Source organism: Synechococcus sp. MIT S9452 (genome assembly GCF_047304245.1).
GTDB lineage: Bacteria > Cyanobacteriota > Cyanobacteriia > PCC-6307 > Cyanobiaceae > RCC307.
The window spans coordinates 1,168,506-1,190,711 of record NZ_CP138956.1 but is presented as its reverse complement, the minus strand read 5'-3'; the positions used below and the strand labels follow the sequence as shown (position 1 = coordinate 1,190,711).

Here is a 22,206-nt window from a genome sequence, read left to right as displayed (position 1 = left end):
TGCCATTGCAAAGAGCTGTTATTGATGAACTGTTAAATAGCAAGCGCTCGGTATTTCCTTATACCGACGCGACTGCATGGCGTAGTTACTGTTCTGAGGTTGGGTGATCGTTATTGATGACTTCAGTCGCAGAACTTTTTGACTCTTTATCTGTTGAGCAGGAGGAAAAATTTTCTGGCCTTACAGAAGCTGAAAAATATGATGAGGCGATTGACCTGATTTTAGGCGCAGCAGCAGAGAAAGGCATTGAAACCTCTGCAGAGCAGATCATCGATTTCTTGGGCTCTGAGCCTGCAGAAGAGCCTGCAATTTCACTTGATCAATTTAAAGAGTTAAGGGCATCCATTTCTCCAGAAATGGAGCAGGAAGTCAAAGCCTTGATGCTTGCAGATGCTGATGCAGGTCTCGATAAAATCGTTGAAATAGCAGCGTCTAAAGATGTCAAGCTGACCGCTGATGATGCTGCATTCTTGCTTGAGCTATCGGAGGCTGATGCTGCTGAGGATAACGAAGACGAAGATGTTGAACTTGATGCTGTTGCCTTAACAGCAGTTGCGGGTGGTAGAGGAAAAATGAGCCGTCGCAGATCATTCAGAAGAAGAGTGAATCACAGACGTAAATTCTTTCAAAGCTACAAAAAAGCTTTGTTGAGTAAGGCTAAGAGACGCTTTTGATTTTTCAATTATCAAGAAGAAGATTAAGTAGTTGAGTTGCAATAAACGCGCCTAATAGAAATCAACTTCTGCTGGTGATGGTTTAGGTGTGTTGCTTCAGGTCCATGAACCACAAGTGGATGGGGCCACTCTGCTGCGCCAGGCAAAAGCTGGCAGGCTGAAGGGGCAGTGGATGGTTCTGTGCGCCTCTTCCGCGGGTTGATTGTGCTGGCCTTGTGCCCTTTGGCTGGCTGCAGCTGGTTGGGGAGTCAGGGGCCCAAGCCCCTGCAGGTGTCCACGGCCATGCTCAAGCCTGAGCAGTTCCGGGAGCTCGGTGATTACGTCGCCACATTGGAGGCGGTCAATCAGGTGCAGTTGGCGGCGTTGACTGATGGCCGTGTGGTGGAGCTGCCTGTCGAAGAGGGGCAACAGGTGGAGCAAGGGGAGGTGCTGCTGCGGCTCTCCAGCCAGGAGCGCCAGGCGGAATTGATTCGGGCGCAGGCCGAACTCTCAAGGCGCCGCGCTGATCTGGCAGCTGTGCAGGCTGATCTTGAACGGGATCAGCGCAGTTTTGAGCGCTACAGCTACCTCGCTAAAGAGGGCGCAGCCAATGCGCTGGAACTCGATTCCTATCGGGCCAGCTTCCTGGCGAGCCAAGCCAAGCTGGAAGCCAACCAAGATTTGGTTGAGGCCGCTGAAGCTGGTCTTGGTGTGGCTCGCACCAGGCTGGACTACAAGACCGTGCGGGCCCCGATCAGCGGCCAGGTCAGCGACCTCAGCGTCAAGCTCGGCGATGTGGTCAAAGAACGCGACCCGTTCACCTCCATCGTCCGCAACGATCGGCTCTATACCCAGATCACCATCCCGGTGACGATGGCAGAGCGAACCCGACCGGGCTTACCGGTGTGGCTGCTCGATCCCACCAATGGCACTGAGTTGGCCCAAGGGGAGCTGAAGTTCGTTGACCCTGATGTGAAGGTGGCGACCCAGGGACTGTTGGCCAAGGCGGAATTCAGCAACCCTGGCAATCGCCTACGCAGTGGGATGCGCGTCCGCACATTGGTTGGTTTTGGAAGTAGCCAGCAGCTTGCTGTGCCGTTTGCTGCGGTGATTCGCAGTGCCGGTCAGAGCTTTGTGTATGTGATTGGGCCGGCTCGTGAGCTCAATGCCAAGCAGCGCCAGTACTTCACAGAGCTCAAAGACAACACGCCGGTTGCTATCAAGCGCGCCGTCACTCTCGGTCCCCTGCAAAACAGTTGTTATCCGGTGCTCTCAGGGCTTGAGGCAGGTGAGCAGTTGATCAGTAGCCATTTGCTCAGCCTGCGTCAGGGGACAGCCGTGAAGGCCAAGGCTTCGTCGCCCGAGGTGCCCATCTGTCGCCCATTGCGTTGACCCGCTCAAATCCTCGCTTTAGGTTGCGCCCCATCAAGAGGCACCTCCTGTGGCTGCTTTCACACGCAACCGGCCCAGGCTATCGGTGATGCTTTCGCTGGCGGTTTTGGCGGGATGCCAGTCGCCCAAGCCGCCGACTATGCGGGGCCATGTTGAGTTGATTGCTCCCAAACAGTTTCGCTTTCAAGAGCAGGCCACCTACCAGAGCACGCTCGAATCAATCAGCAATGTTGCAATGGCGGCCGAGATTGATGGGCGGATCACCTCGATGCCCATGCAACAGGGCCAACAGGTTGAGCCAGGTGCACTGCTGTTCACTCTCGATCAGGTGCAGCAGCGCGCGCAGGTGGATGCTGCAGCTGCAGAGGCGCGTAAAACCAGGGTCAACGCCAATCGCTACATCTTTCTGAATAATCAGGGAGCCGTCTCCACCAAACAGCGCGACTACTACGTCACTCAGGCGATTGAGAGTGCTGATCGCCTCAGGGCAGATCAGGCCACCCTCGATTACAAGAACGTGGTGGCGCCGATTGCTGGCCAGGTGGGCAGCATCCAGCACAAGCTCGGCTCGGTAGTGCGCCAAGGCGAGGTCATCGTCAACATCGTTGATAACTCAAAGCTCTGGGTGCGCTTGGACGTGCCTTCGGAGCTGGCTTATCGCCTCAGACTCGGCATGCCCGTTGTCTTGAGGGCGCCAGGTTTGCCGGCTGACCTTCCTCAAGGTGAGGTGTCCTTTATTGCTCCTTCGCTGGATCGCAGTAGCCAGACGCTGCTGGTCAAAGCCACCTTCGACAATCCAAACGGGGTTCTGCGCGATCAACAGCGGGTGGCGGCTGTTCTGAGCTTCGGCTCGAACTCTTTGCTGTCAGTCCCTGTTGGTGCGGTTTTGCTGCAAGCCGGACAGACCTTTGTATTTACGGCAGTGCCAGCAGCTAAGGCGCAGAAACAATTGGGGCGTGAGCTCAAGCCCAAGCCAGCCAAGGGAGATCTTGTTGCTGTCCAGACTCAGGTGAGCCTTGGCACGCTTCAGGACGGCCGCTATCCGGTCTTCAAAGGACTCGATGGCAGCGAAAAAGTGGTGATGGGCAACTTGGCGCAGCTGCGCAGCGGCATGGTGCTGCCTGTGACTGGCCAATGAGCCTTTCTGACACCTTTATCCGCCGCCCGGTGCTCAGCACCGTGTGCAGCATCTTGATCCTGATGGCCGGGCTGATTTCCCTGCCGCTGCTGCCGATCGAAAACCTGCCAAACATCGCGCCGCCCACGGTTCAGGTGTCGGCCAACCTGCCCGGCGCTGATGCGGTCACGGTTGAAAGCGCAGTGACTGGTCCCCTTGAGGAGCAGATCAATGGTGCCCCTGGGATGGACTACATCACCTCGAACAGCACCAGCGAAGGCAGCAGTCAGATCAGTGTCTATTTCCAGGCGAATACCAATGCCGATATCGATCAGGTCAATGTGCTCAACAGGGTTCAGACAGCTACTCCCCAGCTGCCGCAACAGGTCAGTGCGCAAGGGATCACGGTTCAGCAGACCTCGAGCAGCATCCTGCTCGTCTACAACCTCACCTCCACAGAGGGCCAGTACGACGCCAGCTATCTCAATGGCCTGTATCAGCTGAACCTCGCCTACCCCCTGGCTCGGGCTCAGGGCGTTGGACAGGTGAATGTCTATGGAGCTTCCAATCCGGCTTACCGCCTATGGGTTGATCCAGAGAAGCTGACGCGTTTCAACCTCTCGGTGGCGGATGTCATCGATGCCCTGGAAGCTCAAAACCAGATAGTGGTCGGCGGCACGATCGGTGGTCCACCAGCGCCGCAGGGAACCACCACGACCTTTCCGATCCTGGTCGACGGAAATCTCGATACGGTTCAAGAGTTCGAAGATTTGATCCTTGCCCGTGGTGGGGCTGGTCAAGCCACTGCAAGAGGCCCTGATGGCAGCCTGATTCGCCTGGGTGATGTGGGCCGCGCGGAATACGCCTTCCAGAACTTCAACACCGCCGGCATCAACGGCATTACTGGCCATCCCTGCATCGGCTTTGGGGTGGTGCAGCTGCCAGGGAGCAATGCCATCTCCACAGCCAAGGCCGTGGAAAAAGTGTTGGATCAGTTCCGCAGCACCCTGCCCCCAGGGGTGCAACTGGAAAAGGTCTTTGACCAGACCGACTTCATCAACGCGTCCATCTATGGAGCGCTTGATGCACTCCGTGATGCCGTAGTGCTGGTCCTGCTGATCATCTTCCTGTTCCTGCAGGACTGGAAAGCCACGATGGTGCCGGCTCTGGCGCTGCCGATTGCCCTGTTGGGGGCCTTGGTGTTCGTCAAGGTCTTTGGCTTTTCGATCAACGAGCTCACCTTGCTGGGGATCATCCTGGCGACAGGCCTGGTGGTGGATGACGCCATCGTTGTGGTGGAGGCGGTGGCCGCTCGTATCGAAGCTGGTGACAAGCCCTTCGCGGCTGCCTCCAATGCGATGAAAGAGCTGACCGGAGCCATTCTCGCCACTGCCTTGGTGCTGATGGCTGTGTTTGTACCGGTGACCTTCTTCCCTGGAGCAACTGGCGTGATTTATCGCCAGTTCGCCTTGACGATCGTGTTCTCGATCATCGTCAGCACCTTCAATGCCATTTCCGGTAAGCCGTTGCAATCAGCTCTGCTACTCGGTGGAGGCAAGACTGAAGTGGGAGGACGGCGTTGGCTCTGGATTGGTTCCATCTTCGGCGGGGTTTACGGCTTCCTGTTCGGGGGTGTGCTGTGGCTGTTGCTGTTTGCCGCCCTCGGTGCCCTGATTGGAGGCAACCTCAAAATCATCTTCCAACGCTTCAATCAGGGGTTTGACCGGTTGGCTCGGGGCTACGCCACATTGGTGGCGCAAGCCATTCGCTTTCGCCGCATCCTGGTGAGTGGCCTGCTTGGTGGGGTGGTGCTGACGGCACTCGCTTTTCTGACGATTCCAACCGGCTTTGTGCCCACCGAAGATCAGGGCTATGGCCTTGGCATCATTCAGCTGCCGCCGCAAGCCTCCTTGGAAGCCACGATGGAGGTGGCCGATCAGGCCCGCACCATCCTCGCCAAGCAGCCCGAGGTGGTGAGTGGTGAGTTCATCGGTGGCGCCGGTTTTAATGGCGGCTCTCTCAATCAAGGGCTGTTCTTTTTTGGTCTCAAGCCCATTGACGAGCGCACGAAGAAGAGTCAATCAGCCCAGGCCATTATCAAAGACCTCAACAAGCAGTTCCAGAGCATCAAGGGAGGACTGGTCTTGGCTCAGTCGCCACCAGCCGTACCAGGATTCAGCGCGCAAGGTGGTCTCTCTTTTCAGTTCAATGATCTGAGCAACGGTGGCTACAGCTTCACTGACCTCAGCAAGATGGCTGATGAGCTGATTGCCAAAGCCAAGAGCACCGGCGACTATTTCAACCTCTATTCCCAGTTCGTTAGTGATGCGCCGGTCTGGCGGCTTGAGCCTGACCGTGATCGCATGGCATCGCTAAACGTCAACTTCAGTGACGCCATGCAGGGTTTAGAAGCGATCTATGGCGGCAGTTTTGTCAACCAGACCTACGAAGGCGGGCAGTATCGCCAGGTGTATGTCCAAGCGGAGGGAAGCCAGCGGGCTGTGATTGAAAGCCTGGACAACCTCTACGTGAACTCAGTTTCGGGAGACCAGATTCCTGTCTCAGAGCTGGTCACCGTCAAGCTCGACAGCGCCCCCCCGATCATTAATCACTACGACCTCTATCGCACGGTGCTGATTCAAGGGGTCAATGCGGTGGGCAAGAGCAGTGGCCAGGCGATCGACACGCTGCAGTCGACCTTCAAGCAGATGAATTTCGCCAATATCGGTATGGCTTGGTCTGCGTTGAGCCGCTCAGAGGTGGCTGCCGGATCGTTGGCAGCGCTGGTTTTCGCACTGGGCTTGGTTGTGGTCTATCTGGTGTTGTCAGCCCAGTACGGCAGCTACATCGATCCGCTGGTGATTCTGATGACGGTACCCCTGGCGATCCTTGGCGCTCTGATCTTTCTGGTACTTCGCGGTCAGGTCAACAATGTCTATGCCCAGGTGGGGCTGGTCACCTTGATTGGCCTGGCTGCCAAAAACGGCATTCTCATTGTGGATATGGCGAATCAGCGCATGGAGGCTGGGATGGATGTGATCGAAGCGGCCAGCAGCGCTGCGCAGTCGCGTTTACGCCCGATCCTGATGACAGCAGCTGCTGCACTCTCGGGCTTTTTCCCGCTGGTTGTGGCCTCTGGTGCGGGGGCTTTGAGTCAGCGCTCCATCGGTGCTGTCATTTTCGGTGGTCTGCTGGTGGCCACAGTGCTGAGCTTGTTTGTGGTTCCAGCGTTTTACGTGCTGATGAAAAAGCTGGAGGCCAACTGGTTCCCGGCCAGTCATGAGCACCAGGAACCACTGCCTCAACCCTGATGCCGTTGCCCCATCCACCTGGGTATCGCCCACGGCAGCAGAGCCGGGTTGATCGCCGTCGGGTCGTGCTTGCTGGAGTTTTGTTTGGCTTCTTCGCTGTGCTTCTGATGGTGTTGGGCCATCGAGCGGCCAGAGCGCCGGGCTCCAGCCTCAAAACGATGTCTCTTGATCACGTGTTGGTGGTGATGCTTGGGGTGGGGTTCTGTGGCAGCTGGGGTGAAACGATGCGTCAGTTATCTCTTGTTGCTCGCAGCCAGCAGGCACGGAATTCACTGGAGTGATGTTGGCAGCACCGCGCCGCAGCGATCGCAAAATTCAGCCTCCGGCCGGTGACCTTGAAAGCCGCAGTGGCTGCATTGGCGCTGGTCGCTTTGGCCTTGGCGGATGGCCTCATAGCTGACGATGCCGGTTGGGATGGCAATGATTCCGAATCCCAGCAACATCACCGCCGCAGCTAGGAGCCGTCCGAGCACCGTTTGCGGCACCACATCGCCATAGCCCACGGTGGTCATGGTCACCACGGCCCAATAGACCCCTTGCCCGACACTTTGAAATTGGCTCTCTGGGTGGCTGCTTTCCACCAGCACCATCAAGTAGCCGAGGAACACCTGCAAGATCACAACAAACAGGATGAATACGGCGATGCGCCGTGCACTGGCCCGCAGGCTGATCAGTAAGCGATCGGCTTCATCAACAAAGCGCAGCAGCTTGAACACCCGCAGGATGCGGCCAAATTTGAACATCCACAGCACCACGCCGCTGTTGATCTGCGGCACGAGGAAAAACACCACAGCCGTCAGGTCAATGACCCCATAGAAACTGCGGATGTAGCGCCATGGCTGCGGGCTCAGCGCCACATGCAGCACGTAATCGATCAGGAAAACGAGCAGGCAGAAGGCGTCAATCCAGGCAACGGCACCGCCCCGTTGCAGTTCGCTGCTCAAAGCCTGCGGTTGTGGCTCTAGCAGCAGCCCCGCCACGCTCAGCAGGATCGTGCCAAAGATGACCAGGTTGTAGAGCCTGCCGCCTCTGGTGTCGGCCTCCAGCACAATCCGCTGCAGTTGCCTTCGGCTCAATGGGGGCAGAAGGCTGGAAGCGCGGGGCTCCATCGCAATCAGGTGATCACCGTGGGGACATCCATGCCGGTGGTTGCCCGGATGCCGGCGAGGGCATCGGCGGCAGCAATCATGCCGGCTAAGGCTTGCTGGGGATTTTGATCGAGGTTGCCGCCGGTGGCGACATAGCGCTCGAGATAGAGCCGCAGGGTGGCGCCTTTGGTGCCGGTTCCCGAGAGCCGCAGGATGATGCGGCTGCCGTCGTCCAGGAGCAAACGCAGACCTTGCTTCTGGGTCAGTGAGCCATCGACGGGATCGCTGTAGGCGAAGTCATCAGCACTAGCGATGCGGCTATCGGCAAAGCTGGTTCCAGTCAGCTCGCGGAGGCGATCGCGCAGGCCGTTGTAGAGCCCATGGGCGCGCTCGGTGTCGACGCCTTCGTAGTCATGGCGCGAGTAGTAATGACGTCCGTAGGTGCTCCAGTGCTGCTGCATCACTTCGGCCACTGAGCACTGGCGCTTGGCCAGGATCGAGAGCCAAAACAACACAGCCCAGAGGCCATCTTTTTCGCGGATGTGATCACTGCCGGTGCCGAAGCTCTCTTCCCCGCAGAGGGTGATGCGCCCGGCATCGAGCAGGTTGCCGAAGAACTTCCAACCGGTGGGCGTCTCAAAGCAATTGATCCCCAGCTGCTTGGCCACCACATCCACTGCGGCACTGGTGGGCATCGAGCGAGCAACGCCCGCCAGGCCAGAGGCATAGCCCTTCACCAAGGTGGCGTTCGCCGTTAAGACGGCGAGGCTGTCGCTGGGGTTCACAAAGCAGCGCTGCCCCAAAATCATGTTGCGATCGCCATCGCCATCACAGGCGGCGCCAAAGCGGTAGTCATCGCCATCCAGCAGCAGCGTTGCCAGATCTTTTGCATAGGTGAGGTTGGGATCGGGATGGCCGCCACCAAAGTCCTCGAGGCACACTCCGTTGCGCACAGTTCCGGCTGGGGCACCCAGTAGCTGCTCAAAGAGTTTGCTGGCGTAGGGACCGGTGACGGCATGCATGGCGTCAAAGGCCATCGGCCATGAGCCCTTGAGCAGATCGCTGATCAGATCGAAGTCGAACAACTGCTGCATCAGCTGCAGGTAGTCGTCGACGCTGTCGATCACCTCCACACTCAGCTCGCCAATTTGATGCTCGGCTGCGGCATCGAGGGGGAGCGGGGCTCCACTGGCGATGCGGTAGCCATCGAGCTGCTGGCTGCAGGCGTAGATGGCATCGGTGAGGGATTCCGGGGCAGGGCCGCCATTGGCGCCGTTGACCTTGACGCCAAAGTCACCCTCGGGCCCGCCGGGGTTATGGCTGGCCGAGAGGATGATGCCGCCAATGGCCTGGCGCTGGCGGATCAGGTTGGAGGCGGCAGGGGTGGAGAGAATGCCACCGGTGGTCAGCACAATTCGGCCCAGTCCATGGGCTGCTGCCATCCGGGTGATGACATCAATGGCGCGGCGGTTGCCGTAGCGGCCATCACCGCCCACCACCAAGGTTCCGCCTTGCACCCCCGGGAGGGTGCGGAAGATCGCCTCAATGAAACTTTCGAGGTAGTGAGGCTGCTCAAATTGCTGGCTGCTTTTGCGCAGTCCCGAGGTGCCCGGCTTTTGGTCTTGAAACGCTTCTGGCAGCTTGATCTGCTGCACGGAGAACTCAGTGCTGGGTGAGGAAAGCGTCACGGCAAGCCGTAAGGGCGCCTCAACCTAAAGCGATTTTCTCTCTAGTTTGGATATATACCTGACACCACAGCAATGGCACGCCGACTTCTGCTCAGCAGCCTTGGTTGGTTCGCTCTGCTTGCAACACCGGCGATCGCAGCGCCAGAAACCACTTGGGCTGAAGCGGTGCAGCAGGGGCGCGAGGCCTCGCAAGCAGTTCTGGGCCGCACGGGCACTGAAACCTGCCTGCAGGGAAAGATGATCAATGCTCTGATCGAGGTGTCCAATCGCTGTGATGAGGGCGATGGCAATCCCGAGCTCTGTGAGTTGGCCGAAGCCAACGTGCTCAGCGGTGTTCAGCCCCTCTCCGTGCTCGATCAGGTCTCCAGCGACTTCCTCAAGCTGACCTCAGCCCAGCCATAAGGCTCAATTGAGCAGATCGAGAACGTTGATCTTGTTGTCGTCGACCTTGTTGTTATCCAGTTCGCCATAAACAGGACGCGGGTCTTCTTTGCCTTTGCAGAAGTCCATCGTGTCGCGTGCCAGGCTCACAAGCTGGTCTTTGCGCTCAAAGGAGTTGGTCGCAGCCGTCTTGGCTTCTTGAGTCACGGCAAAGGCCGCGTCTTTGCAGAGCGCTGTCACAAAGGGGCGATCCATCAGCTCGTCGGCCAATTGGCGGGCGGCGAGGCAGCCCGGCTCTTGATTGCGCCGCGCACATTCGACGATGGCGAAATAGGTCGGCTTGAGTTCGTCTCGGGTCAGTGGCTCCGCGAGCGGGTCAACCTGAGGCTGAGCCATCGCTGCAGATGGGATAAGCAGCAAAGAGGCTGCTGCGCTCAGTAAGCCAAGGTTCATGGTCTTGGAGCAGCGTTCCTGGCCAGAGCAGTGTCCCATCAATGGGCGGGCTGCTCATCGCCGATGCGCTCAAACAAGTCGAGGCTTTCCTCGTTGAGGCCTTCCACCTCCACTTGTGAACCGCCTTTGCGCAGTTTGCGGATCAATTGATTGAGGGCGCCCACGCCGCTTTGATCCCAGATGTGGGCATTCGACATGTCGATGGTGATCTTGGCGGGGTGCTCGTGTACATCAAAACCCTGCAAGAAATAGATCTTGCTGACAAAGAACAGCTGCCCCCTCACCAGGTAGCGGCGGGCATCGGGGCCCATCTCTTCCACATCAACGCGGATCACCTTGGCCACCTTGCGGCTGAACAAGATGGCGGCCAGCGCCACACCAGCCAGCACACCCAATGCCAGGTTGTGGGGGGTGGTGAGCATGGTGACGGCAAAGGTCATCAGCATCACCGAGGTGTCGCTCACCGGGATGCGGGCCAAGCGGCGCAGGCCGGCCATATCGGCTGTGCTGATGGCGATGCTGATCATCACGGCCACCAAGGCCGCCATCGGAATTTGCTCGAGCCAAGGCCGTGCCAGCAGGATCATCGCCAGCAGGCTGACGCCCGAGAAGAAGGTGGAGAGGCGGGTGCGGCCGCCGTTGTCGATGTTCATCACCGATTGACCCACTAGTGCGCAGCCGGCCATGCCGCCAAAGAACGAGGACACGATGTTGGCGATGCCCTGACCGCGGGCTTCGGTGTTCTTGTTGGAGTTGCTGTCGGTTTTGTCGTCGAGGATGTCTTGGGTGAGGAAGGTTTCCATTAAGCCCACCAAGGAGATGGCCAGGGCGGTGGGCAACACGATCCCGAAGGTTTCAAAGTTGAACGGCACGCGGCCATCGGCCAAGGCGCCAAAGGGGATGCCAAAGCTGGGAAGGCCCGAGGGCAGCTCTCCAAGGCTGCGCACGGTCGGGATGTCAAAGCCAAACAGGATGCTGATCAGCGTCAGCACCACGATCGCTACCAGCTGCGAGGGCACCACCCGGGTGAGGCGCGGTAGGCCGTAAATGATCACCAGCCCCAACACCACCAGGCCCCAAATGATTGGCAGCTGAGCGCCATGGGGGAGCAGGTCGTGGGCATGGCCGGCCGCTTCGGTTTCGCCGAAGTGCAGGTTGATTCCGAGCTGGGGGAACTGGGCTTGCAGGATCAATAGGGCCAGCGCATTTACAAAGCCACTCAGCACCCCCTGGGGTACAAAGCGCATTTGATAGGCCAGGCGCAGATAGCCCCAGAGGATCTGCAGAACACCTGTGAGGATGCCGGCCACCAGCAGATAGCTGAGGCCAAGGCCTTCACCGCGGGCGTTGCCGGTGGCCACCAGTCCAGTCATCAGCAGGGCTGTGGAGCCTGTGGCGGAGGTGATCATCGCCATGCGGCCGCCCACCACGGCGATGGTGAGCGACAGGCAGAAGGCACCAAAGAGCCCCACCTGCGGATCCACCCCCGCAATGCCCGAGAAAGCAATGGCTTCCGGGATCATGGCGAAAGCCACCACCAAGCCCGAGAGCAGGTCGCGCTGGGGGTTTCCCAACCACTGATCAGCCAGGCTGCTGGGCGTTTTGCTCACAGGCATCGGTGAAGAGCGGCTGCGACCGTAGGTCACAGCTGCTTTAAATAAAGGCAGTGCGCTGCAGCTCATGACTCCGGCTCCCGATCAGCTGGTGCTGCGCAGGCCCGATGACTGGCACGTGCATCTGCGTGATGACGTGATGCTCGAGCAGGTGCTGCCAGCCACTGCGCGGCAATTTGCGCGCGCGATTGTGATGCCCAACCTGCGGCCGCCGGTGACCACCGTGGAGGCGGCGATCGCCTACCGCCAACGGATTGAGACGGCGTTGCCCCAGGGGATGGCCTTCACCCCATTGATGACGGCCTATCTCACCGATGACATCAGCCCTGATGAGCTGGAGCGCGGCCACCGGGAGGGCGTGTTCACTGCCGCCAAGCTCTACCCAGCCAATGCCACCACCAACTCAGCGGCGGGGGTGAGTGATCTGGCCTGCATCACAGCAGTGCTGGAGAGAATGCAAACCATCGATATGCCGCTGTTAATCCACGGTGAGGTCACCGATCCCGACATCGACATCTTTGATCGAGAAGCGGTGTTCATTGAGCGGCATCTGATCCCGCTGCGCCGTCAGTTCCCGCAGCTGCGCGTGGTGTTTGAGCACATCACTACCGAGCAGGCTGCCCAATTTGTGGCCGATGGCGACCCACTGATGGCGGCAACCATCACGCCCCATCATCTGCATATCAACCGCAATTCCATGTTCCAAAGCGGTTTGCGCAGCGATTTCTATTGCTTGCCAGTGGCCAAGCGGGAGCGACATCGCTTGGCGTTGCGCCAAGCGGCCACCAGCGGCAATCCCTCATTTTTCTTGGGTACGGATTCAGCGCCCCACCCGCGCGCAGGCAAGGAAAGCAGCTGCGGGTGCGCTGGCATTTACAACGCGCCCTACGCGCTGGAGAGCTATTTAGCGGTGTTTGAAGCCGAAGGCGCGTTGCAGCATTTCGAGGCCTTTGCCAGCGAAAACGGCCCGCGTTTCTACAAGTTGCCACTCAATGAGGACACCATCACGCTTAAGCGCACGGCGCAGCTGGTGCCAGCACAACTGGAGGGGCAGGGATTGGTGCCCTTCCATGCCAGTGAGGTGCTGGATTGGCGATTGCAAACCTGAAGTGAGCAGCAAAAAGGTCATATATTCCTAAAAAATTAGAGAATCTACAAGTTCAAATATTATCTAATCTGGTGGGTGGGTTCTTGGCCTGATGTGGTCAAGTCAAGAAATTAAAGTATTAACTTCTCTTGGTGTTTATGTGGAGCTTTTGTTGAGGGTTAATTCATGCCTCCCTAAGCTTGAACTGCCTCCTTGTTGCCTGTAGCGACCGATGCATTCTTATTCTCTTATTCGAAGGTGGTATTCGTTCAGAATGGTTTAATCGGCTTTTGAGCCCAGAATTGATACATTCCCGAGAAGGTGGAAGGATTATTGATTTCAAATTGTTCCCAGTTTTCTCGTGTAATCATGTCCTTGTCACCTGGATAGGCATTCTGGAAGTCGCACTGTGAATTGTAGGTAAATAGATTGAAGCCGCAAAATATGAGGTTTGCATCTTGTAGAAGGTTGTAAATTTGCCTAATTGTGAAACGATGCTCCTTCACGTGAAAGCAAAGGTCTCTGCACATAGAAATGGAGAATAAATCCATGCCTGCCATCTCAAGAAGAGGCGCTAAGTCCGGAGATTCTCTGTTTAGTACGTGATTGCGAAATTTGCGAATTCCTGTGATGTCATTACTAAAACCTTTCTTCTTGATGTAATCTCGGGCTTTGATAATTGGTTTTCTGGCTATCTCGCTATAAAGTCCAAGTTTAATGAATCCCCCGGCTTTTAGTGACTGTGTTAGTCGCAATAGCCCCTGCTTTGGATTCTCCATATGATGCAAAACCCCCGAGCATTCGATTATATCAAAATCTATACCAAGTGTGTCTATTTCAAGGATATTCATTGTCTTTAGTTCTACGTTGTTTAGGCCATATTCTTTTGACTTTAGTGATGCATATGCCAGGCTTGCGTGGCTAAAGTCAATTGCTGTAATTTGCGCATTGCTGTATCGGCTAGCATCTAGGACTTGCTTGCCTGTGCCGCAGCCGGCAATTAATATCTTAGGTTGAAATTCATTGTGAGTCCATCTGTCATCAAATAAAAGATCTTTTTTTGTGCATTCGGAGAGTATTATTTCTTTTGCTGGTCGCGAAAACAGTGCAGGAGTGAAGCTTGTAAACCTATAGCGGGGATAAGGATTTTCGTTGTACATTGTGCTTACTTCTTTGGACACCCTGTCGGGATTGTTCTCAATGGTGCTATCGCAACTAAGAAGTGTGGTTTTAATTTCTTCAAGTTTTCGTGGCTCATTGATGTGTGTTTGCAGCATGGTCACGCTTTCGTAGGTGTATTTGGGGTATTGGTTTAATTCTTCCTGGCTTATGGTGAATTCGTGTAAGGGCACATAGCATCCAATGATGGCAAGGTAATCCACTAAGGGGCTTTTCTTTTGGCTCACGCTTTCAAGGATGCTTCTAATTAATTTGGTTTCACTCTCGGATTCCTGATATGCAAACTCATTTAGCAGGCATTGTGTTGCTAACGCTTCGGTAAGGCTTTTGAGTTCTTTTGGGATGCTTTTATTGTTGAACGATTCTATTAAAATTGATTTTCTTAAAGCGGTAAGAAATAGCTCAAAATCTCTTTCTGCTGGTATAATAAGAGTAATAGCTTTTTTGAATCTAGAGTCATTGGACAGTGATTTTACGGTTTTTGAATCTAGTAAATTCTCCCCATATTGCTCAACCGGTTGTTTAATTTTTAGTCGGTAGATTTGGGTAAATATATATCCTAATGCTTGGTGCCAGAAGTCTTTTCTATCAAGAAGCGTGTCAAAGGCTTTTTCTGTTGTTTTGTTGATCCTGATTGTTGGGAGAGGACTAAGACATGCTTTTAATAGCTCTATTGCCAATTCTGAATCAGGTTCAATCTCTAATGCTTCCATAGTGGCTTGAATTGCCTCTGAGTGATAACCAAGAATTAGATATGAGTGTCCTAGACCTAAATATGCTGATGCATCATTGGGGTCGTTGTCAATTGCTTTGATGTAAGTTTGCGATGCCTCTTTTGGTCTTTCGCTTTTGATGTAAATTGACCCAAGCAAGTGCATGGATGAAGAGTTTTTTGGGTAAGACTCAAGCGCAAGTTTGCAATTTGTTTCGGCGCTTAATATATCCCCTTGTTGAAAACTTGTTATGGCCTGACTGTAGTAATGGCTCGAATTCTGGATCGATTTGTTTTGGCTGATTAATTTGGTGCTCTTTTTGGTGCTCTTTTGGGATTTACTTTTGAATCCTTTCATGTTTTGGTTGCTTGTTTGGATCTTTTTCAGTTAGTGGTGCTTGTTTGGATCATTGGTTTAACTGATAAGTTTCCGTTGAGATGGTTTTGAAGCATTCCATTCATATATTAATCATGTTTTATGGATTTATGGAAAACGTGTTGATGCTGTCAATCCGTGGCTTCCTTTGATTTTCTAGTTGTTCACTTGTCGCGTGTGCCCGCATCTCCTTTCGCTCTGTATGAGCTTGCGGTGTAGCCGAGGGCTGATGCCGACTTTAGCGCCTTGCCATAACCGATCCATTTCACGGCTGAAGTGTGAGGCCAGTGTTGGAGAGTCAATCACCAGCAGTGTTTCGTCGTTGGTGTGAGCCGCAGAGGGTGACCAGTTGAAGGATCCAGCGATCACTTTGCGGTTATCGATCACGGCGAATTTGTGGTGGAGCTTGTCGCCGCGGGGTATTCGTGGAGTGCCCAGCGTTTGCAGAGGTGCTGGCCACGGGTTGTTGCCGGCTTCAATGCGGCAACGATGATCCGCCATGGCTAGCCCATGCATGTCCAGCCATTCGGAATAGCTCCGGTGGGCAAAGCCTGGATCCACCAGCACACGGATTTGAACCCCCTGCTCGTGCTTGGCAGCCAGGACATCGGCGAGCTCTTGGGCTGAAAACACAAATAGGGCCAGATCGATGCTGCGTTTGGCCTGATCAAGTTGCTTTGCAATTAGTTCAAGGCCGTGATTGTGGTCATGGCGCCGGTGGGGGGCAAACAGCACACCGATGCGGGCCTCCCCAAGCTGAACTGTCTGCATCGAGCGGCTGCGTTTGCCAAGGCCAAAGCGGCTATCTCTCAGCCCGCCTGGCCCATCCCCCCACAGCTGCTCGAATTCCTCGGCAAAGAGCTTGGCGAGCCTTGGGCTCTCCAGTTGCAGCAGATGGTTCACATTGCCGCGGCTACTGGTTTGGCCGGCATCGCCGTGGAGGCCGGAGCTGGTGAAATTGGCTGAGCCCGTCAGCACCCGCTGGCGGTCGATCACCACAAACTTGTGGTGCATCAAGCCGCTGCCGGCGCTGCCATCGGCGGTGTCATCCAGCAGGGGCACACCCCCGCTCTCCAGCAGGGCGATGGCATCGGGCCAGCCCAGCTTTTCAAGCCGCCGCAGCCGCCGTTGCGCATGGGGTTCAAGCCCCGCGGGGTGTTGCCAGCTCCAGGGCGCGCTGTAGGCGTTCTCCAGCACCAGCTTCACCGTCACGCCAGCGCGGTGGCGCTCGATCAGGGCCTCAGCAAGGGCTGGCAGGGTGAGCTCTTGAACCGCAACCAGAACTTCCCGTTGAGCGCCTGCAATGGCGCTAATTAGCTGTTGCTCCAGGTTGTCGCCAGGGCGCCGTTGACCCGTGAGCGGGCTGATGTAGCTGCTGCCGCTGCGCTGGTTGAAGCCCACAGCCATGGAGGTGGGCTGCGCCAGCGTTGCTTCAGGCCATGGTCTGTACTGCGCTGCTGCGGTGCAACCGCTGCAAAGTATGGCCAGTACCAGGGTGCTGAGGCGATGCATGGCCAGCCGCTGAGGGCTTAGTCAGCCTTCCCCGCTTGCGGCATGGCGCGCAGCATCGCCACCAGGGTGCGGTGGGCGTCTTCGCTGTCGCTGAGAGTGTGATCAAAGGCGATGCTGAGCTCGCTGCCATCGACATTCAGCAGCATCCGCTCGGGTTCCACCTTCAGCATGCGGGCCTGGCTGGGGTTCTCAGCACCGCCGTAATGGCGCGCGTAGGCCACCACTGCTTCGGCGTGGTCGTCGTTCATGTGAGCGCAGATGCGATCGCTAACGGCGGAGGTGAGGGGATCAGCTGCCATGAGTGCACAACGGAAGGGGAAGGGATCAGGCCAAGCCTGAGAAGCGCTGCCACAGCAGCCAGCCCAGCCTGATGGCACTGAAGGCCACATAGCCACTGAGGATCACGAACAAACCCATCGAGACGATGGTGCGTACGCGTTCAGGCATGGGCTTCAGCTACTGGACTGCCCCAGTGTGGCCGTCTGTCTAGCGAGCAGCGCCATGGCGGCCGCTGGACTGGCCTTGCTGCGGTTGAGAACGGTCTTGTTGAGCAGCTTTTGGCGTAGGGCGCGCCACTGGGGATTGCTGGCGCCGCCACCAACACTCAAAACGCGCTGCACCTTGGGGGCCCCCAGCGCCTCCAGGCGTTGCCAGCCCTGGCGCTCAATGCTGCAGAGCCCCTCCAGTAGAGCCTGCAAATACAGCGCATCACTCACCGGCCGCGGCTCCAGCACCGGCTCCAGCTCGGGATCATCGATGGGGAACCGCTCGCCCTTGTGCGGCAGCGGACGCAGGCTGAGGCCTGTGGAGTGCTCTGGGTTGATTTGGCGGCTGAGCTCCTCTAGCTGCTCATTGTTGAAGAACTGCCGCAAGACTCCGCCCCCGGCATTGGAGGCGCCGCCCACCAGCCAGCGGCCGGCGATGCGGTGGTTGTTGATCCCTGGGCCGCTCAATGGCTCAGGCGCGAATTGCTTAAGCACCAAGGTGGTGCCAAGCACCGCGATGCCATCGCCTTCTTGTGGCTCAGCCGCTAGCACCGCGGCATTGGCGTCGGTTGTGCCGCTCACGATCTGACAGCTCGCTGGCAGCTGGAGTTCGGCGGCTGCCGCGCGGCCGATGGGGCCCACCAGTTGGCCGCTGGGGATCACCGCTGGCAGAGCGCCTGCCCAACTGCTGCTCGCGATGCCGCCAAGCCATTGGTTGCTCAGTAGATCCCAGCCCAGCCGCAGGTTGTTGCCTTCTTCCCCCCAGCGCCAATCCCCCAGTAGCCAGCCCATCAGCCAATCGGCCTGATGGCGCAAGAGCAGCTCACTGCCAGGTTGCTCATTGAGCTGCTCCAGCAGCCGCAGGCTGCGGGCCACACTGCCGCTGCTACTGGCAGCGCTGCCGCCATTGGGCACCAGTGCGCGGGTGCTGTTGGCCTGCTCTGGGCAGGCATCGTTGTAGGCCAGCGCAGCTGCCAAGGGCTCCCCGGTTGGCCTGCAAGCCAGCAGGGTGCCGGAGGTCCCATCGATGGCAATCGCGCCAATGTGCTGGCGCTGCTGCTCAGGGAGTTGAGCAAACAGCTGCTGAACGCCCAGGCGCCAGCTGTTCGCTAAACGAAAAGCTCCTGGATAGGGGCAGCTGAGTTGATGGATGGGGCCTGCGGCATCAACTAGGGCCAGGCGGCAGCCGCTGGTTCCTAGGTCAATGCCGCAGCCGAGCAAGGCCTCAGCCTTTGAGCTTGGCGGCAATCGCGCCCACGTCTTCCCAGGGCAGGTTGAGGTCGCTGCGGCCGAAGTGGCCGTAGGCCGCTACATCGCGGTAGAAGCGACCGCCGTGCTGTTGGGGCAGGTTGCGCAGCTTGAAGTTTTCGATGATGGCGCCGGGGCGCAGATCGAAATTGGTGTTCACCAGCTCGGTGAGCTCGTCGTTGCTGTGGCTGCTGGTGCCGAAACTCTCCACCAGGATGCTGACGGGTTTGGCCACACCGATGGCGTAGCTGAGTTGCACCTCGGCTTTACGGGCCAGGCCAGCAGCCACCAAGGCTTTGGCCACAAAGCGGGCGGCATAGGCCGCAGAGCGGTCCACCTTGGTGGGGTCTTTGCCGGAGAAGGCGCCACCGCCGTGACGCGCGTAGCCGCCGTAGGTGTCAACGATGATCTTGCGGCCGGTCAGGCCCGCATCGCCCTGGGGACCACCAACCACAAATTTGCCGGTGGGGTTCACCAGGTATTTGGTGGCCTCTTTGCTCGGCTTGAGGCTCAGATCAGCGGTGGCTGGTTCCACCACGTGGGTCCAGAGATCTGCGGAGATGCGATCACGCAGTCCTTTTTCATCACTGATGCCATCGATCTCAGCAATGTGCTGCGTGGAGATCAAGATCGTGTCGATGGCCACCGGTTGGTCGTCTTCGTAAACGACGCTCACCTGGGTTTTGCCATCAGGCAGCAGATAACCCAGGGTGCCGTTGTGACGCACTTCCGCCAAACGTCGGGCCAGGCGGTGCGCCAGGCTGATCGGCAGGGGCATCAGCTCTGGGGTCTCGTCGCAGGCGTAGCCAAACATGATGCCCTGATCGCCCGCACCCACCTTGTCGAGGGGGTCACCGGCATGGTCATCGGCCTCATCCACGCCCTGGGCAATGTCAGGCGACTGTTGATCGAGGGCCACCAAGACCGAGCAGCTGTTGGCATCAAAACCACCGGCTTTGGCGCTGCTGTAACCGATGTCAGCGATCACACCCCGCACCAGGGTGTTGAAGTCCACGCGCGCTGTGGTGGTGACTTCGCCGGTGATCAGGCAGAGGCCTGTGTTGACCACCGTTTCGCAAGCCACCCGGCTGGCTGGATCCTGCGCCAGCAGGGCATCGAGCACCGCATCACTGACCTGATCGCAGATCTTGTCGGGATGTCCCTCGGTGACGGACTCGGAGGTAAAGACGTACCGGGACATGCCTAGTCGCAGGGGGCAAGCAGGTTACAGCTCGGGGGTTTCAGCCCAGTCCATGAACGACCCGTGGCTGCCCTCCAGCTCGAGGGGCACCGCCCAGCCGCCGGTGAAGGCCAGGCTCCAGGCCAAGCCAGCCCCCTGGGCCATGGCCAGATCATCAGCTGCATCGCCAATCAAGCCGCAGCGCCCAGGCTGCACGCCAAGCTCTTGGCATAGCGCCAGGGCCGCAGCTGGATCGGGCTTGCGGGGCCTGCGCTCGGCGCCATGCACGGCGCAGAAGAGATGGCGCAGGTCGTGGGTGCGCAGAAAACACTCCAGGCTCGGGCCAAGATCGCTGCTGATCACCGCCAGCTTCAGGCCTTGGCGGTGCCAACGCTCCAGCACCGGCTGGAGTCCGGGTAGGGGCGGGGTCCGTTGGGCTTTGCTGCCGGTCAGCTGGGCATCGGCTTGATTCAGGGCCGTGTGGGCCCAGTGACGGGCTTGCCCCCAGCTGTGGCCTGCGGCAGCCAGCACTGTGGCGGTGCTGATCAGGTTGTCGTGGCGGCTGGCGACGGCGGTGCTGCCTGTGGGGTCTAGCTGGCCGTTGCGCAGCCCGTAGGCCCTCAGCAACGGTTCGGTGATGCCGGGATCGCCGCTGAGCTCAGCACAACAAAGCGCCCTGGCCTGGGCCAGGGCGCTGAGGAAACCATCACTGCGGCTGAGGGTGCCGTCCTTGTCGAACAGCACCGCCTCGGTGGTGGGGAGCTGGATCAGTTCATCTCCATATCCATGCCGTCTTCGTCGGCTTGCTCCATCAGCATCTGCTTGTAGCGAGCAGCCATTTCCTCGGCGTTGTCGAACACCTTCTGGGGGTCGGTGAGCATGTCGCCCGGCTCCGGCTCGAGGGCCTTGGTGGAGAGGGAGATGCGGCCACGCTCGGCGTCGAGGTCGATGATCATCACCTTCATCTGATCATTCACGTTGAGAACGCTGTGGGGCGTCTCGATGTGCTCGTGGCTGATCTCGGAGATGTGCAGCAGACCACTGACACCGCCGATGTCGATGAAGGCGCCGTAAGGCTTGATGCCGCGGACGGTACCCAGCACCACTTCGCCCACTTCGAGGCGATTCATCTTGCGCTCCACCAGGGCGCGGCGATGGCTGAGCACCAGACGGTTGCGCTCTTCGTCCACCTCGAGGAACTTCAGGGGCAGGAATTCAGCCACCAGCTCCTCTTTGGGCTTGCGAGTGCTGATGTGGCTGCCGGGGATGAAGCCCCGCAGGCCTTCCACCCGCACCAGGGCACCACCACGGTTGGTGGCAAACACCTCGCTGTAGATGGTGGCGTCTTCTTTTTGCAGCTGACGCACCCGCTCCCAGGCGCGCTGGTATTCGATGCGGCGGATCGACAGGGAGAGCTGGCCGTCTTCGTTCTCCTCGCTGAGGATGAAGAACTCGCGGGTTTCGCCGGGCTCAAGAACGTCTTCGAGGGTCTCAACCCGGTTGATCGATACCTCGGGCAGAGGCATGAAGGCGGCCGTCTTGGCGCCGATGTCGATCAGAGCACCTTTGGGCTCCAGGTTGAACACGGTGCCGTTAACAACGTCACCGGGTTTGAAGTGATAGTCGTACTTGCTGAGAAGGGATGTGAAGTCCTCCAGCGTGAAGCCAACGTCTTCGTTGTTGGCACTGGGAGTGCGATCGCCGTCATCAGCACTGGGCACCTCCTCAGGGATGTCATCCGCCATGTCCTGGGCCATGGCATCAAGGCTTTGCTCCACATCCAGCAGGTTTTCTGCCTGCTCAGTTGCGGTGCTCTCCAGTTCCGGCTGCTCGACAGCGCTGGACTCAGAAGAGGAGGGGGTCACGGTCATGGAGGAGGTGCGGCGGCCTGCCAAACAGCAGGGCGAATGGGATGGATGACGCGATCAGCTCCGCCGAAGCCACACGTCGATCGACCACGCTATCAGCTGATCTTCGCCAGTTGGCGCTTGACCTGGTTGCGTTGCCGCAAGGCATCCAGCGTGGTGATGAAGTCGCTGATGCCGCTGAATTTGCCGTAGACCGAAGCAAAACGGACATAGGCCACCTCGCTGAGATCGCCGAGTTCTTCGAGCACCAAATCACCTAACTGCTGGCTGGTGATTTCCTTTTGATTCCGCTGCTGTAGTTGCAGCTCAATGTCTTCAACGAGCAGCTCGAGGCGATTGGTTTCAAGTCCCGTTTTTTCGCAAGCGCGAACCAGGCCCGTCAACAATTTGCTGCGGCTGAATGTCTCCCTGGTGCCGCTGCGTTTGACCACGGTGATGGTCATGGTTTCCACCCGTTCATAGGTGGTGAACCGAAACTCACAATTCAGACATTCGCGGCGCCGGCGCACACTCCTGCCTGAATCAGCTGCCCGTGATTCGAGCACCCGACTATCGGTGTGTTGGCAGGACGGACACTGCAAAGGCTGACTATTTGCCGCTGTCAGAGTGTAGTCAGCCTGTCGCCCTTTGAGAAGCCCTGGCCTGCCTTGGGTCTCGCCCGAGCCTGGGCTTGCTCCCTCCCGGGGCCATGAGACTGGCGCTTCTGCATCGCAGCCCTGAGACGAAAAAACCCCCGCCGAGGCGGGGGTTTGTGGGGGTCATTTGCCGATCTTGGGGGGATCCCTCAAGGCGATAGCAAAGAACAAAGTGCCAATTGAGAAGGCAAGGATGAGGATGTAAGCAAAGCTTTCCATCGGTTATTT

At 57.9% G+C, this 22,206-nt stretch carries 20 protein-coding genes; 6 read left to right on the top strand and 14 right to left on the bottom strand.

Annotated elements, in window-relative coordinates; all coding sequences use genetic code 11:
* The first annotated feature begins 116 nt into the window (after positions 1 to 116).
* The 4 genes from SIB46_RS06280 to SIB46_RS06265 all read left to right on the top strand — a co-directional run bounded on the left by SIB46_RS06280 (position 117) and on the right by SIB46_RS06265 (position 6,473).
* Positions 117 to 674: a hypothetical protein gene (locus tag SIB46_RS06280; protein WP_413297664.1), complete on the top strand. Its 558-nt coding sequence runs from the start codon at positions 117 to 119 to the stop codon at positions 672 to 674.
* Between the two features lie 168 nt (positions 675 to 842).
* On the top strand, positions 843 to 2,045 hold the full coding sequence (locus tag SIB46_RS06275; RefSeq protein WP_413297663.1) for an efflux RND transporter periplasmic adaptor subunit: 1,203 nt from the start codon (positions 843 to 845) through the stop codon (positions 2,043 to 2,045).
* A 139-nt stretch (positions 2,046 to 2,184) separates the two neighbouring features.
* Positions 2,185 to 3,183, top strand: coding sequence for an efflux RND transporter periplasmic adaptor subunit (locus SIB46_RS06270; protein ID WP_413297662.1), 999 nt, complete (start codon positions 2,185 to 2,187; stop codon positions 3,181 to 3,183).
* Positions 3,180 to 6,473 (top strand): efflux RND transporter permease subunit, encoded by a 3,294-nt coding sequence (locus SIB46_RS06265; protein WP_413297661.1) that lies wholly within the window; start codon positions 3,180 to 3,182, stop codon positions 6,471 to 6,473. The genes SIB46_RS06270 and SIB46_RS06265 overlap by 4 nt, the downstream gene beginning before the upstream one ends.
* Before the next feature lie 269 nt (positions 6,474 to 6,742).
* On the opposite strand, the gene SIB46_RS06260 is transcribed toward SIB46_RS06265, so the two are convergent.
* A complete protein-coding gene (locus SIB46_RS06260; protein ID WP_413297660.1) occupies positions 6,743 to 7,582 on the bottom strand; it encodes an ion transporter in 840 nt (279 codons plus the stop codon).
* Between the two features lie 5 nt (positions 7,583 to 7,587).
* A complete protein-coding gene (locus SIB46_RS06255; protein ID WP_413297659.1) occupies positions 7,588 to 9,249 on the bottom strand; it encodes an alpha-D-glucose phosphate-specific phosphoglucomutase in 1,662 nt (553 codons plus the stop codon).
* 72 nt (positions 9,250 to 9,321) lie between these two features.
* On the opposite strand from SIB46_RS06255, the gene SIB46_RS06250 reads away from it, so the two are divergent.
* Positions 9,322 to 9,651 (top strand): hypothetical protein, encoded by a 330-nt coding sequence (locus SIB46_RS06250; RefSeq protein ID WP_413297658.1) that lies wholly within the window; start codon positions 9,322 to 9,324, stop codon positions 9,649 to 9,651.
* A gap of 3 nt (positions 9,652 to 9,654) precedes the next feature.
* Here the strand turns inward: SIB46_RS06250 and SIB46_RS06245 are convergent, their stop codons facing one another.
* Positions 9,655 to 10,026 (bottom strand): hypothetical protein, encoded by a 372-nt coding sequence (locus tag SIB46_RS06245; RefSeq protein ID WP_413297657.1) that lies wholly within the window; start codon positions 10,024 to 10,026, stop codon positions 9,655 to 9,657.
* A 95-nt stretch (positions 10,027 to 10,121) separates the two neighbouring features.
* Entirely contained in the window at positions 10,122 to 11,699 is a 1,578-nt protein-coding gene (locus SIB46_RS06240) for a SulP family inorganic anion transporter (RefSeq protein ID WP_413297728.1), read from the bottom strand.
* A gap of 64 nt (positions 11,700 to 11,763) precedes the next feature.
* On the opposite strand from SIB46_RS06240, the gene pyrC reads away from it, so the two are divergent.
* Positions 11,764 to 12,804: a dihydroorotase gene (gene pyrC / locus SIB46_RS06235; RefSeq protein WP_413297656.1), complete on the top strand. Its 1,041-nt coding sequence runs from the start codon at positions 11,764 to 11,766 to the stop codon at positions 12,802 to 12,804.
* A 248-nt stretch (positions 12,805 to 13,052) separates the two neighbouring features.
* Here the strand turns inward: pyrC and SIB46_RS06230 are convergent, their stop codons facing one another.
* The 10 genes from SIB46_RS06230 to SIB46_RS06185 form a co-directional block, all read right to left on the bottom strand.
* Positions 13,053 to 15,032: a methyltransferase gene (locus SIB46_RS06230; protein WP_413297655.1), complete on the bottom strand. Its 1,980-nt coding sequence runs from the start codon at positions 15,030 to 15,032 to the stop codon at positions 13,053 to 13,055.
* A gap of 174 nt (positions 15,033 to 15,206) precedes the next feature.
* Positions 15,207 to 16,562, bottom strand: a complete 1,356-nt coding sequence (locus SIB46_RS06225) for a phospholipase D-like domain-containing protein (RefSeq protein WP_413297654.1) — start codon at positions 16,560 to 16,562, stop codon at positions 15,207 to 15,209.
* Between the two features lie 17 nt (positions 16,563 to 16,579).
* A complete protein-coding gene (locus tag SIB46_RS06220; protein ID WP_413297652.1) occupies positions 16,580 to 16,861 on the bottom strand; it encodes a DUF2470 domain-containing protein in 282 nt (93 codons plus the stop codon).
* A gap of 25 nt (positions 16,862 to 16,886) precedes the next feature.
* On the bottom strand, positions 16,887 to 17,009 hold the full coding sequence (locus SIB46_RS06215) for a hypothetical protein (RefSeq protein ID WP_413297651.1): 123 nt from the start codon (positions 17,007 to 17,009) through the stop codon (positions 16,887 to 16,889).
* Between the two features lie 5 nt (positions 17,010 to 17,014).
* A complete protein-coding gene (locus SIB46_RS06210; protein ID WP_413297650.1) occupies positions 17,015 to 18,295 on the bottom strand; it encodes an FGGY-family carbohydrate kinase in 1,281 nt (426 codons plus the stop codon).
* On the bottom strand, positions 18,273 to 19,496 hold the full coding sequence (gene metK, locus SIB46_RS06205; protein ID WP_413297649.1) for a methionine adenosyltransferase: 1,224 nt from the start codon (positions 19,494 to 19,496) through the stop codon (positions 18,273 to 18,275). The genes SIB46_RS06210 and metK overlap by 23 nt, the downstream gene beginning before the upstream one ends.
* Before the next feature lie 24 nt (positions 19,497 to 19,520).
* On the bottom strand, positions 19,521 to 20,219 hold the full coding sequence (locus SIB46_RS06200; protein WP_413297648.1) for an HAD family hydrolase: 699 nt from the start codon (positions 20,217 to 20,219) through the stop codon (positions 19,521 to 19,523).
* Positions 20,220 to 20,242: 23 nt separating this feature from the next.
* Complete coding sequence (locus SIB46_RS06195; RefSeq protein WP_413297646.1) at positions 20,243 to 21,346, bottom strand: 30S ribosomal protein S1; 1,104 nt, start codon at positions 21,344 to 21,346, stop codon at positions 20,243 to 20,245.
* Between the two features lie 92 nt (positions 21,347 to 21,438).
* A complete protein-coding gene (gene nrdR, locus SIB46_RS06190; protein WP_413297645.1) occupies positions 21,439 to 21,924 on the bottom strand; it encodes a transcriptional regulator NrdR in 486 nt (161 codons plus the stop codon).
* A 177-nt stretch (positions 21,925 to 22,101) separates the two neighbouring features.
* Positions 22,102 to 22,197: a photosystem II reaction center protein T gene (locus SIB46_RS06185; protein WP_011934835.1), complete on the bottom strand. Its 96-nt coding sequence runs from the start codon at positions 22,195 to 22,197 to the stop codon at positions 22,102 to 22,104.
* Positions 22,198 to 22,206 lie beyond the last annotated feature (9 nt).